General features: G+C 60.9%; 13 protein-coding genes. 9 read left to right on the top strand and 4 right to left on the bottom strand.

Annotated elements, in window-relative coordinates; translation table 11 throughout:
• Position 1 precedes the first annotated feature (1 nt).
• The 5 genes from RHE_RS18820 to RHE_RS18800 all read left to right on the top strand — a co-directional run bounded on the left by RHE_RS18820 (position 2) and on the right by RHE_RS18800 (position 5,779).
• Entirely contained in the window at positions 2-832 is an 831-nt protein-coding gene (locus RHE_RS18820) for a carbohydrate ABC transporter permease (protein ID WP_004668736.1), read from the top strand.
• Positions 833-848: 16 nt separating this feature from the next.
• On the top strand, positions 849-1,847 hold the full coding sequence (locus RHE_RS18815; RefSeq protein WP_011426892.1) for an ABC transporter ATP-binding protein: 999 nt from the start codon (positions 849-851) through the stop codon (positions 1,845-1,847).
• 82 nt (positions 1,848-1,929) lie between these two features.
• A complete protein-coding gene (locus RHE_RS18810; RefSeq protein WP_011426891.1) occupies positions 1,930-3,411 on the top strand; it encodes a mannitol dehydrogenase family protein in 1,482 nt (493 codons plus the stop codon).
• Positions 3,412-3,509: 98 nt separating this feature from the next.
• Entirely contained in the window at positions 3,510-4,199 is a 690-nt protein-coding gene (locus RHE_RS18805; protein ID WP_011426890.1) for an HAD family hydrolase, read from the top strand.
• Positions 4,199-5,779, top strand: coding sequence for an FGGY-family carbohydrate kinase (locus RHE_RS18800; protein ID WP_011426889.1), 1,581 nt, complete (start codon positions 4,199-4,201; stop codon positions 5,777-5,779). Before RHE_RS18805 ends, RHE_RS18800 begins: the two co-directional genes overlap by 1 nt.
• A gap of 15 nt (positions 5,780-5,794) precedes the next feature.
• Here the strand turns inward: RHE_RS18800 and RHE_RS18795 are convergent, their stop codons facing one another.
• The gene (locus tag RHE_RS18795; protein WP_011426888.1) at positions 5,795-6,649 is read right to left on the bottom strand and encodes a MurR/RpiR family transcriptional regulator; all 855 of its coding nucleotides are present in this window, start codon (positions 6,647-6,649) and stop codon (positions 5,795-5,797) included.
• A gap of 231 nt (positions 6,650-6,880) precedes the next feature.
• Between RHE_RS18795 and RHE_RS18790 the strand changes: the two genes are divergently transcribed.
• Entirely contained in the window at positions 6,881-7,594 is a 714-nt protein-coding gene (locus tag RHE_RS18790; RefSeq protein WP_011426887.1) for a sulfate transporter family protein, read from the top strand.
• On the opposite strand, the gene RHE_RS18785 is transcribed toward RHE_RS18790, so the two are convergent.
• A complete protein-coding gene (locus tag RHE_RS18785; RefSeq protein WP_011426886.1) occupies positions 7,585-8,022 on the bottom strand; it encodes a VOC family protein in 438 nt (145 codons plus the stop codon). The genes RHE_RS18790 and RHE_RS18785 overlap by 10 nt on opposite strands.
• Positions 8,023-8,099: 77 nt before the next feature.
• Here RHE_RS18785 and RHE_RS18780 point away from each other — a divergent pair, with 77 nt between their 5' ends.
• Positions 8,100-8,678 carry a TetR/AcrR family transcriptional regulator gene (locus RHE_RS18780; RefSeq protein WP_011426885.1) on the top strand — a complete coding sequence of 193 codons (579 nt, stop codon included), beginning with the start codon at positions 8,100-8,102 and terminating at the stop codon, positions 8,676-8,678.
• Here the strand turns inward: RHE_RS18780 and nth are convergent.
• On the bottom strand, positions 8,643-9,416 hold the full coding sequence (nth, locus tag RHE_RS18775; protein ID WP_020922328.1) for an endonuclease III: 774 nt from the start codon (positions 9,414-9,416) through the stop codon (positions 8,643-8,645). The genes RHE_RS18780 and nth overlap by 36 nt on opposite strands.
• A gap of 22 nt (positions 9,417-9,438) precedes the next feature.
• Here nth and RHE_RS18770 point away from each other — a divergent pair, with 22 nt between their 5' ends.
• Both RHE_RS18770 and RHE_RS18765 read left to right on the top strand, forming a co-directional pair.
• A complete protein-coding gene (locus tag RHE_RS18770; protein WP_011426883.1) occupies positions 9,439-9,936 on the top strand; it encodes a DUF2244 domain-containing protein in 498 nt (165 codons plus the stop codon).
• A gap of 79 nt (positions 9,937-10,015) precedes the next feature.
• A complete protein-coding gene (locus RHE_RS18765) occupies positions 10,016-10,888 on the top strand; it encodes a methylated-DNA--[protein]-cysteine S-methyltransferase (RefSeq protein ID WP_011426882.1) in 873 nt (290 codons plus the stop codon).
• A 71-nt stretch (positions 10,889-10,959) separates the two neighbouring features.
• Here RHE_RS18765 and RHE_RS18760 read toward each other — a convergent pair whose 3' ends face one another.
• The gene (locus RHE_RS18760) at positions 10,960-11,943 is read right to left on the bottom strand and encodes a sugar-binding transcriptional regulator (protein WP_011426881.1); all 984 of its coding nucleotides are present in this window, start codon (positions 11,941-11,943) and stop codon (positions 10,960-10,962) included.
• Between the last annotated feature and the right edge of the window lie 78 nt (positions 11,944-12,021).

Genomic DNA, 12,021 nt, shown 5'->3' with positions numbered 1-12,021 from the left:
GATGGCCAGAAAAGTCACAACGCAGCACAAGGTCATCGTCACCGCGATTGCCTGGACGCTCGGCATCCTGATCTTCTTCCCGATCCTGTGGACCTTCCTGACGAGCTTCAAGTCGGAAGCCGACGCCATCGCCTCGCCGCCGCAGTTCCTGTTCTTCCACTGGACGACGGAGAACTACGCTGAGGTGCAGAGCCGGTCGAACTATCTCAGTCACTTCATGAACTCGGTGATCATATCCTTCGGCTCGACGCTGATCGGCCTGATCATCGCGATCCCGGCCGCCTGGGCGATGGCGTTTTCGCCGACCAAGCGGACCAAGGACGTGCTAATGTGGATGCTCTCGACCAAGATGATGCCGCCTGTGGGCGCGCTGATCCCGATCTATCTGATGTTCCGCAATTCGGGCCTGCTCGACACACGTATCGGGCTGGTGATCGTGCTGACGCTGATCAATCTGCCGATCATCGTCTGGATGCTCTACACCTATTTCAAGGAAATCCCTGGCGAGATCCTCGAGGCGGCCCGCATGGACGGGGCGTCGCTGATGAAGGAGATCGTCTACGTGCTGACGCCGATGGCGGTGCCCGGCATCGCCTCGACACTGCTTCTCAACATCATCCTTGCCTGGAACGAGGCTTTCTGGACGCTCAACCTCACCGCCTCCAAGGCGGCGCCGCTGACCGCCTTCATCGCCTCCTATTCCAGCCCGGAAGGCCTGTTCTACGCCAAGCTCTCGGCGGCATCGACGATGGCGATCGCGCCGATCCTGATCCTTGGCTGGTTCAGCCAGAAACAACTCGTCCGCGGCCTGACCTTCGGCGCAGTGAAATAAGAAAAGGGAGACAAACATGGGCAGCATTACCCTTCAGAAGGTTTCCAAGGTCTTCGGCGAAGCCAAGGTCATCCCCTCGATCGATCTTGACATCAGGGACGGCGAATTCGTCGTCTTCGTCGGTCCATCCGGCTGCGGCAAGTCCACGCTGCTGAGATTGATCGCCGGTCTCGAGGACGTCTCCGGCGGCAAGATCGTCATCGACGGCAGGGACGCCACCGAAAAGGCGCCGTCGGAGCGCGGCCTTGCCATGGTGTTCCAGTCCTACGCGCTCTACCCGCATATGAGCGTGCGCAACAACATCGCCTTTCCGCTGAAGATGGCGGGCGTCGACAAGGCGGAGATCGACCGCAAGGTGGCGGATGCCGCCCGCGTGCTCAATCTTACCGACTATCTGGAGCGCAAGCCGCGCCAGCTTTCCGGCGGTCAGCGCCAGCGCGTCGCCATCGGCCGCGCCATCGTGCGCCAGCCTTCGGCCTTTCTCTTCGACGAACCGTTGTCGAACCTCGATGCGGCGCTGCGCGTCAACATGCGCCTCGAAATCAGCGAACTGCATCAGCAGCTGAAGACGACGATGATCTACGTCACCCACGACCAGGTCGAGGCCATGACCATGGCCGACAAGATCGTCGTCTTGAACAGGGGCAATATCGAGCAGGTCGGCTCGCCGCTCGAGCTTTACAGCCGCCCGCGCAACCTTTTCGTCGCCGGCTTCATCGGTTCGCCGAAGATGAATTTCATCAAGGGCCAGAACGCGGCCGAGCTCGGCGCGCATACGATCGGCATCCGCCCAGAACATATCCTGCTGTCGATGGAGAGCGGCGACTGGAAGGGCAGGGTCGTGGTCGCCGAACATCTCGGCTCCGATACCTTCCTGCATATCGATGTCGAGGGGATCGGCATGCTGACGGCGCGCGGCAGCGGCGATTTTGCCGCCAAGGCGGGCGATACCGTCTACCTGACGCCGGACCGTTCGCGCATTCACAAATTCAACGAGGGCGGCCTTGCCATCTGAGCAGGCGGCCGGCTGGGGGCAGGCATGCGAGCCGGGCGATGGCGCCCGGCCGTCTCGGCAAGACCTTCAAGAGGACTGAAACATGACGTGCAAATTATCGCTGGCAACGCTTTCGGACGCGGCGCGCACTGCCGCCATCCCTTCCTATGAGAGGGCATTGCTGACAGCCGGCATCGTGCACTTCGGCGTCGGCAATTTCCACCGCGCCCATCAGGCGATCTATCTTGACGATCTTTTCAACCAGGGCGCCGATCACGACTGGGCAATTATCGGTGCCGGCGTTCTGCCATCTGATGCCGCCATGCGCGAGAAGCTTGCGGCGCAGGATTTCCTGACGACGGTGGTGGAGCAGGACAACAACAAAACGGCGGCGCGAGTCACCGCCCCGATGATTGACATTCTGCCGGTCGGCAATCCCGTCGCGGTCATCGCCAGGCTTGCCGATCCCGAGATCCGCATCGTCTCGCTGACGATCACCGAGGGCGGTTATTTCATCGATGCTTCAGGCACGTTCAATCCGGCCCATCCTGCTATCGCCGCCGACGGAGAAAATCCCGGTGCGCCGAAGACGGTCTTCGGTCTGATCGTCGCTGGCCTGAAGGCCCGCAAGGACAAGGGCATCGGACCATTCACCGTGATGTCTTGCGACAACATTCCGCATAATGGCGTCGTCACCGCCAATGCCGTGATCGGCATGGCAGCCCTTTCGGATCCCGCCCTTGCCGACTGGATCCGGGCCAACGTCGCCTTCCCAAACGCGATGGTTGACCGCATCACGCCGGCGACCAGCCAGCGGGAGATCGATTTCCTCAGGGACAATTTCGGCATCGAGGACAACTGGCCGGTTTATTGCGAAGAATTCAAGCAGTGGGTGCTCGAAGACAAGTTCACGGCCGGCCGCCCGGCGCTGGAAAAGGTCGGCGTCACCTTCGTTCCCGATGTCACGCCTTACGAGCATATGAAGATCCGCATCCTGAACGGCGGGCATGCCGCGATCGCCTATCCGGCGGCGCTGATGGACATTCATTTCGTGCATGATGCGATGGAAGAACCGCTGATCCGGTCTTTCCTAGCCAAGCTCGAGAAGGACGAGATCATCCCTATCGTGCCACCGGTGCCGAACACGTCGCTGCCGGATTATTTTTCCCTCATCGAGCGTCGGCTCCTCAATCCGAAGATCGCCGATACGATCCCGCGTCTGGCGCAGGACGGCTCGAACCGCCAGCCGAAATTCATCCTGCCGTCGACGCTCGACAATCTGCGCCAGGGCAGGGATGTCATTGGCCTGGCGCTGGTCTCAGCGCTCTGGTGCCGTTATTTCGCCGGCAAGACCGACAGCGGCAAGGATATCGTCTTCAACGACGCCAGCGCCGAGCGCCTGCATGCGGCGGCGCTGAAGGCAAAGGACGATCCGTCGGCCTTCCTCGCCCTCGATGATATTTTCGGCGAGGTGGCAAAATCGGACCTTTTCCGAAAACGTTTCGCTCATGCTCTTAAAACCTTATGGGAAAAGGGCACGCGGGAAACGCTGCAGCTCTATCTCGACGACAAGCTCACAGTGTAAGGGAATGCGGATGGCGGCATCGGCTGGCGCCATCCATCCCGCTTTGCGGGCGAAGCGGCACGATCATGTGCCCGAATTGAAGTCAGGTTGGGTCTTTCATGGCTGATGCTGAATCACGGCTGGTCATTTTCGATTGCGACGGGGTACTCGTCGACAGCGAACCGATCTCGATCAGCGTACTCGTCCGGGCGATGAGCGATCTCGGCGTTTCGATTACCGAAGACCAGGCGTACGAGCGGTTTCTCGGCCGCAGCCTGGCGACCCTCATCGATACGCTCGAAACCGAGTTCAATATTCACGCCGGCGAAGAATTCCTCGAGCGCATCCGCACCGATCTCTACGCGCGGTTCCGCACCGAGCTGAAGCCAATAGACGGCATCGCGGCGACAATCGACGGGCTCGGTATTCCCTGCTGTGTCGCTTCTTCCAGTCAGATGGAGCGAATCCGGCTGTCGCTGTCCATCACCGGACTTCTCGACAGGCTCCCCGACATCTTCAGCGCGACGATGGTCAAGCGCGGGAAACCGGCGCCCGATCTCTTCCTCCACGCTGCGCGGCAGATGCGTGTCGAGCCGCGTGCCTGCGTCGTCGTCGAGGACAGTCCGGCCGGCATTGCCGCCGCCAAGGCGGCCGGCATGTCGGTCTTTGCCTTCACCGGCGGATCGCATGCGAATTTCGCCGGATACCGGGCCGAACTCGACCGACTTTCGCCCGATGTGGTGTTTGACGCCATGCCGGATTTGATACACCTTGTCCGCAACCATAAGCTGGACGGGACCGAGATTTGATGCGTGATCATGTGGTTGCGGTGGATGTCGGCACCGGCAGTGCACGCGCCGGCGTCTTCGATGCCAGCGGCCGTCTGCTAGCCAAGGCCGAACATCCGATCGTCATGAACCGGCCGCGTGAATACCACGCCGAGCACGATTCCGAAGACATCTGGTCGGCCGCCTGCACCGCGGTACGCAGGGCGATGGAGCAGTCCGGTATCGTCGCCGCCTCGGTCGGAGCAATCGGCTTCGACGCGACTTGTTCGCTCGTTGTCCGCGACGTCGAAGGCCGACAGATCAGTGTGTCCACAACAGGCGAGCGTCGTTTCGACACCATCGTGTGGCTCGACCATCGCGCGCTAAAGGAAGCCGATTTCTGCACGGCGACGGAGCACAGGGTGCTCGAACATTCCGGCCACGTCATGTCGCCGGAAATGGAAATGCCGAAGCTGATGTGGTTGAAGAAGAAGCTGCCGGCGACATGGGAAAAGGCGGGTTATTTCTTCGATCTTGCCGATTTCATGACCTGGAAATCGACGGGTTCCACTGCCCGTTCTCGCTGCACGCTGACGGCAAAATGGAACTATCTCGCCCATCGAGAAAAGGGATGGCAGCTGGATTTCCTGCAGCAGATCGAGCTGGACGATCTTCAGGCCCGCGGCCGGCTACCGGATGAGACTGTGCCGGTCGGCGGCAGCATAGGCTGGTTGACGGCTGATGCGGCCGAGGCGCTGGGGCTGACCACGGAGTGCCATGTCTCCGCGGGAATGATCGACGCCTATGCCGGCGCGCTCGGGGCGCTCGGCGGTTATGCGGCCGATCCTGTAACACGTGAGCGCCAGCTGGCACTGATCGCCGGCACGTCGAGCTGCATCGTCGCCTTCTCGCAGGAGTGCAAGCCGAGCCACGGCATGTGGGGACCTTATTATGAGGTTGTCTTCCCGCGGTCCTGGCTGGTGGAGGCGGGGCAATCTGCGACCGGTGCGCTGCTCGACCATGTCGTGCGTATGCATACAGCCGGCGGCGAGCCGACGGCGGCGCTGCACCAGAAGATCGTCGCGCGCATTGCCGAATTGCGGGCGGAGGAGGGCGACGCTTTCGGCGAGCGCATTTTTGTGCTGCCGGACTTTCACGGCAATCGCTCGCCGCTTGCCGATCCGCATGCCGTCGGTGTGATCAGCGGGCTGACGCTCGACACCTCCTTCGACGGGCTTTGCGCGCTCTACTGGCGGTCTGCCGTCGCGATCGCTCTCGGCATCCGCAATATCCTGGAGAAGATGAAGGAATATGGCTACGTGCCCGATACGCTGCATATCGCCGGCGGACACGTGAAGAACCAGGTGCTGATGGAACTCTATAGCGACGCTACCGGCTGCAAGGTCGTGGTGCCGAAGATGAACGAGGCGGTGCTGCTCGGCACGGCGATTGCGGCATCCGTTGCCTGCGGCCTGCACGAGGACTTGGCGGCAGCCGGCGAAGCGATGTATCCTGGCGGCGACGAACGGCTTCCCGACAAGTCGAAACAGGCGCTTTACGACCGCGACTATCGCCGTCTTCTGGCTATGCACCGGCACCGTGCCGAACTGGAAGCGATGTGAAAGTTCACATCTAGTCTAGTGGTTCGCGGTTTCACCGAGGACGGTCGCAAATTCCAGCATGCGGCGGCGGCGGAGGGCTGCCTCCTCTCCGACTTCGAGAATGACAGATTCGGACAGGCAATCGAGCAGCGCTATCAGCGGCGGAAGGTTGTCGAGGTCGGGAGCGCGTGCCGGCGGCAAGGACAGCATGACGTTTGACTGATCCGCCATCCAGTCTGCTTGCTGAGGCGAAATCAACACCACCTTGTAGCCGTAGCGCCGGGCGGTTCTGGCAAGCAGCCGTGCCTTGGCGAAACGACGGCAGTCGATGATGACGAGCAAAGCGTCGTCGACGGCCTGCCGGGCGAAGAGTTCGGCAAAACGATTGTCGGTGGCATCGAGCGTGCGGACGCCATCGCGGGCCTGCGTCAGCCGCTGGCAGAAATGATTGGCAAGGCTTGCGAGCCGCGCATGCGTGGCGATCGATACTTCGCGGGCCGTGCTGATCAGGCGGACGGCTTCGGCCCAAAGCGGCTGCGCCGTCAGATGATAGATGTGATGCAGGGCTTGGATCTGCTCGGCAACCAGCACAGCAAGCGGCTTGCCCTCCGCGGCGTCCGCATGCAGCTCGCTCATGGCGCTCTGCAACTGCGCCGGCGATGTCGTCACGGTCTCGCGAATTTCCACCTTGACGCTGTCCAAACCCTGGTAGCCGAGCGCGCGCAGGAAGCGCCCGACCGTCATCGGCGAGAGATCCAGCCTGTCGGCGACAGAGGCTGCCGTCTCAAACGGCAGGTCGTTCAGGTGCTCGGAGAAATATTTCGCAATGCGACGCTCGGCCGGTGTACCGCTTTTTACGTATTGCCTGAGTTTGTGCACAAAATCTTCCACATCAGCCTCCCCGTATTTCCTCAGAGGCGTTCCGTGGATGCGCTAACGCGCCCCTTTGTCTTTGCAACTATTTTCGGAAGCTGCTTCTCAGGCTCGTATTTCTGCGAGCCGATAATATTATATTCGTTCTAATATTGCGACAAGTTTCTATTACAGCCTGCAATTTTATTCTCTCTTGTCGGTAGCATTCGCCTTTCCTACATCTTCTGCGTAACCGGAGACGCTGAAGAAATGATTCTTGATGCCGCACGCCTTTCGCTCGCCAATCTGTTCGCGCCGGAGACGCGCTCGGTCTTCTGGAAGGTGCTGGGCCTGACGCTTCTCGTGCTCGTCGGCCTCTGGTTCGCGTTACGCGGGGCCTTCATGGCCTTTCTCTTTCCCTGGCTCACCAGCTTCTTTCCCGATATGCCGGATTGGGCTGGGTGGTTTGCTCTGGTCTTCGCAATCCTTGCAGGAGTCGGCCTTGCGCTCGTGCTGGCGCTGCTGCTTTCGCCGGTCACGGCACTGATCGCGGGCCTTTTCCTCGACGATGTCGCCGACGTTATCGAAAAACGCGACTATCCCCACGACGCACCGGGATCCGCCATGCCGCTCGGCCCGGCGACGGCGAGCTCGATTAAGTTTCTCGGGGTGGTGATCCTTGGCAATATCGTGGCGTTGTTGTTGCTGTTCATTCCCGGAGTCAATCTGGTCGCTTTCTTTCTGGTCAACGGCTACCTGCTCGGACGGGAATTCTTCGAATTCGCCGCCATGCGCTTTCGTCCGCCTCATGAGGCACGTCTCTTCCGTGCCAAACATGCGGCGACGGTCTTTCTCGGCGGGCTGGTGATCGCTCTCTTTCTGGCGATCCCCGTGGTCAACCTGCTGACGCCTCTCTTTGCGGCGGGCATGATGGTGCATCTGCATAAGCTGATTTCCGCAAAGGACGCCGGTTTTCACGCCTGAGGCCAAGCTGGTAAGGCTGATGTCTCGTACATTGACGCGAATTCGGCGCTCGGCGGGATCGGCTTGATGATGTCGATTAGCACGCCGTTCGGATCGGCGGTGATGAAATGCCGCTGGCCGAAATCCTCGTCGCGGATCTCCTGCAGGATTGGGAGGTTTGCGCTGCGGCAAGCCGCGTAGACCGCATCGACATCGGCAACCTCGAAATTGAGGAGCAGTCCGGACACTTTGCCGCGAGCCGCAGCCGGGATGGTTTCGTGGTTGCCATCGAGAATGGCGAGAGCGACATGCTTCTCCTCTTCCGATTGCAGATGAGCGTACCAGTCGCTCTCGAACAACGCCCTGAAGCCGAAATGCTCGCAATAGAAGCGGGCGCAACCGGCAACGTCATCGGCCATGATGACAGGATAATAGCTCGTCGATTTCATCGTTTTCCTCCTTAGATACATTCAGACTGTATGTTTTTATCCTTAACATACAGTCTGTTTGTATGTAAATGGGGGAGATGAGCCGCAGCAATCGCGAACGAACGGAACAGACAAGACAGGCGCTGATCGATGCCGGACGACGCCTCTTCGTCGATAAGGGGTATGCCGAAACGGCGACGCCGGAGATCGCAGCGGCGGCGGGTATGACGCGCGGAGCGCTCTATCATCATTTCGAAGACAAGAAGGCGCTCTTTCGCGCGGTTGTCGAAGGTGAGGCGCACGCAGTTGCCGAAGCGATCGCGGCATGTTCGGCGCCCGATGATACGCCGCGCGACGCGCTGATTGCCGGCGCTGCGGCCTATTTCGACGCAATGATGGCAGAGGGCCGCACGCGGTTGCTGCTGATCGAAGCGCCTGCCGTTCTCGGCCTGCGGTTGACTCACGCGATAGATGCCGACAATGCGGAAACGACATTGCGGGCAGGGCTCGCAGCCATGCTTCCGGGCGCCGACGCCGCGCTTGAGCCTCTAACAGTGCTGCTATCGGCGGGCTTCGACCGCGCGGCAATTGCGATCGAGGCGGGCGCCGAACGGCGGAGCTACGACCAGGCGATCACTGTTCTATTCGACAGCCTCGCCGATCACCTGCGGCGGTAGCTCGACGAGCGGGGCCGGCACGTCTGAACTCTTCTCCGGCGATTTGCAGATATCAGCGATGACGCAACGCTCGCATTCAGGGCGGCGTGCCTTGCAGGTGTAACGCCCGTGCAGGATCAGCCAGTGGTGGGCGTGATACAGGTAGTGTTTCGGCACCACTTTCATCAGCCGCGCTTCGACTTCATCAGGCGTCTCGCCGGGAGCAAGCCTGATGCGGTTGGCTATCCGGAAGATGTGTGTGTCGACGGCCATCGTGGCCTGGCCAAACGCCATCGACAGCACGACATTGGCAGTCTTGCGGCCGACGCCAGGCAGGCGCACCAGTTCCTCGCGCCTTTCCGGCACCTTGCCGGCGAATTCGTCGACCAGCATTTGCGAGAGCGCGATGACGTTTTTCGCCTTGTTGCGATAAAGGCCGATCGTCTTGATGTAATCGCGAAGCTTGTCCTCGCCAAGATCGAGCATTTTCTGCGGCGTATCGGCCACCTTGAAGAGCGCCCTTGTCGCCTTGTTGACACCGGCATCGGTGGCCTGGGCGGAGAGAGCCACCGCCACGAGAAGAGTGAAGGGGTTGGTGTGCTCCAGCTCGCCCCGCGGCTCGGGCCGCTGCACCGAAAAGCGACGGAAGATTTCCTCGCGCTCGGCCGGCGAATAGGCGGTCTTGACCGTCGCCGCTGGCTTGCGGCGGGTGATCACATTCGTGCCTCGCGGCGGGGATTTGAGTTTCGGATTTGCCATAGAAACTCTATACTCAGCGGTGATGATGGAAAGCAACGCCACCAGCTCTCACGAGCAGCCTGTTTTCGCCGCCGAGCTCTTCCCCCACCGGTCGCTCGGCCGCCGGGGCTTCAAGGTGTTGCTCATTTTGTCCGGCGCCGTCTGCTTCCTCTATGGGATGTTCTTCATCGCCACTGGCGCCTGGCCGATCGGCTTCTTCTTCGGATTGGATTTCGCGCTTCTCTACGGCGCCTTCTGGCTGAATTACCGCGCCGGGCGGGTACGCGAACAGGTCACCGTCTCGCGCACGGACGTATCGGTGCGCAAGTTTGCCCCATCAGGACGGATGGTGGAGCACCATTTCAACCCGTTCTGGGCGCGGTTCCTCGTCCGAAGGCATCAGGAGATTGGCATCCTCTCCATGCATATTTTCGGCGAAGGCCGGCGCACGGATATCGGCTCCTTCCTCAATCCTGACGATCGCGAAAGTTTCGCCAAGGCCTTCAGAGGCGCGCTCGCCACGGTAAAGCAGCGTATCTGAGCGTATCAGGCGAGCGCGCAAGAATCGGGTGGTTTAGCCCGGGCCTATTGATTATCTCCTTGTTACAAGGAGAAAGACCATGGATATGATCGCGAACCCGCAGACCGACATCACGCCTGACGGCCCTGATTACGATATCGTCCGGCGGGTCATCGAACTCATCACCGAGGATTACCGCGACCAGCCGTCGCTGGAGGCGATCGCTGCGCGGCTTAACCAGTCGCCGACGCAGCTGCAGAAGACCTTCACCCGTTGGGCTGGCCTCTCGCCAAAAGGTTTCCTGCAGGCGGTGACGCTCGACCACGCCAAGCGGCTGCTGCGCAAGGAAGACATGCCATTGCTCGAGACGTCGATCGAAGTCGGCCTCTCCGGGCCGAGCCGCCTGCACGATCTTTTCGTAACCCATGAGGCGATGTCACCCGGCGAATGGAAGGCAAAAGGCGGCGGTCTCACCATCCGCTACGGCTTCCACATCTGCCCCTTCGGCGTGGCCTTGATCATGGTGACCGATCGCGGTCTCGCCGGCCTTGCCTTCAGCGATTCCGGCGGCGAACGGGCTTGCCTCGAAGACATGACCTGCCGCTGGCCGAATGCCGAATACATCGAAGACATGCGCGCAACGATGCCCTATGCCTCCCGTATCCTCGAACCAGGAAAATGGTCGTCCGAGCAGCCGCTCCGTGTCGTGCTGATCGGCACGGACTTCCAGGTGCGTGTCTGGCAGAGCCTGCTGAAGATACCATTCGGCAAGGCGGTCACCTATTCCGACATCGCCAACGATATCGGTCGGCCGACGGCGCAGCGGGCCGTGGGCGCGGCGGTGGGCGCAAATCCGATCTCTTTCGTAGTGCCTTGCCACCGGGCGCTCGGCAAGAACGGTGCGCTGACGGGCTACCACTGGGGCCTCACCCGCAAACGGGCGATGCTCGGTTGGGAATCGGCACATGCGTAAGGCATGCCGCGCTAGTCTAAAAAGCATGGCTGGAAGCGCGGCAAGCCGATCTGAAAAGATGACGGCATGCTTCAGGCCTGTTCGGCCAGTTCCAGCAATGCTTGCGCAGCACCTTCATCGGTGATCAGCGTGTTGCAGCCGATGCGTTTGATCGTGGCGCGGATGGCGGTGGCCCGGTGGGCGCCGCCGGAGGAAAGCACGATGTGCTTGGCCTCTTTCAGCATGTCGAGATCGACGGACATCACGCGCTGGTTGATCGAATGATCGACAGAATTGCCTTCCTTGTCGAGGAAGTTGAACATGGTGTCGCAGACGCAGCCGGCAGTGATCAGTTCCTGCAGCTCGGCCTTCGATATCCAACCTTCCGATAGCGAGGTCGAGTGCGGCCCGATATCGCCGCAGCTGACGATCGCGAGGTCGAGGTTCTCGGCGAGGCGGTAGATCGTGTCCAACCCGCATTTGTCGATCAGATTGCGTTTGGTCTCGACGGAATCGACGAGAAGCGGCGCCAGAAACATGTAACATTCGGCGCCGAGCTGATTTGCCAGCCGCCAAGTGTAATCGATCGGGTTCGTCTGGTGCACGGCAACGATGCCGCCGAGCAGCGAAACGACCTTGCAATTGGCGCGGCGTGGCGGCCGGAAGCTGGCCAGCGAAGCGGTCATGGTGCGGCCCCAACCGACACCGATCGTATAGTCGTCGGGAATGGCTTCAGAGAGGAACTGGCCAAGCGCCAAACCGACGTTCTTTGCCAGCGAATCGACATCACAATGGACCGGCGCAGGCACGACGATCGCCTCGTCGAGGCCATAGGCCCGTTCTAGCTTGACCGAAAGCTCGACGCAATCGCCGATCGAATCGTTGATCCAGATCTGGACTTCGCTGCGTTTCATCGACTCGTCGAGCAGGCGGATCACCGTCGTCCGGCTGATGCCAAGTTGTTCGGCGACGTCTTTCTGGGTCAGGCCTTCATTGTAATAAAGCCATGCGGCCCTCAGCCGCAGCGAGGATGCCTCGGAATAGGCGGTATGGGTGCCGCGTTTGAGCTTGACCACGTCTCCTCCCGCAGGATTTTCGCCTAAATCCCTGGTGGGACGAAAGGCTGCGCCTGTGCGTTTGTAGCCGGGATAATG

Source organism: Rhizobium etli CFN 42 (genome assembly GCF_000092045.1).
Classification (GTDB): domain Bacteria; phylum Pseudomonadota; class Alphaproteobacteria; order Rhizobiales; family Rhizobiaceae; genus Rhizobium; species Rhizobium etli.
This window is presented reverse-complemented; position numbering and strand designations above follow the sequence as displayed.

Bases quoted from the DNA above. Each gene is read 5' to 3' on its own strand.
- RHE_RS18820 (WP_004668736.1), top strand. From the start codon at position 2: ATGGCCAGAAAAGTCACAACGCAGCACAAGGTCATCGTCACCGCGATT.
- RHE_RS18815 (WP_011426892.1), top strand. From the start codon at position 849: ATGGGCAGCATTACCCTTCAGAAGGTTTCCAAGGTCTTCGGCGAAGCC.
- RHE_RS18810 (WP_011426891.1), top strand. From the start codon at position 1,930: ATGACGTGCAAATTATCGCTGGCAACGCTTTCGGACGCGGCGCGCACT.
- RHE_RS18805 (WP_011426890.1), top strand. From the start codon at position 3,510: ATGGCTGATGCTGAATCACGGCTGGTCATTTTCGATTGCGACGGGGTA.
- RHE_RS18800 (WP_011426889.1), top strand. From the start codon at position 4,199: ATGCGTGATCATGTGGTTGCGGTGGATGTCGGCACCGGCAGTGCACGC.
- RHE_RS18790 (WP_011426887.1), top strand. From the start codon at position 6,881: ATGATTCTTGATGCCGCACGCCTTTCGCTCGCCAATCTGTTCGCGCCG.
- RHE_RS18785 (WP_011426886.1), bottom strand. From the start codon at position 8,022: ATGAAATCGACGAGCTATTATCCTGTCATCATGGCCGATGACGTTGCC.
- RHE_RS18780 (WP_011426885.1), top strand. From the start codon at position 8,100: ATGAGCCGCAGCAATCGCGAACGAACGGAACAGACAAGACAGGCGCTG.
- nth (WP_020922328.1), bottom strand. From the start codon at position 9,416: ATGGCAAATCCGAAACTCAAATCCCCGCCGCGAGGCACGAATGTGATC.
- RHE_RS18770 (WP_011426883.1), top strand. From the start codon at position 9,439: ATGATGGAAAGCAACGCCACCAGCTCTCACGAGCAGCCTGTTTTCGCC.
- RHE_RS18765 (WP_011426882.1), top strand. From the start codon at position 10,016: ATGGATATGATCGCGAACCCGCAGACCGACATCACGCCTGACGGCCCT.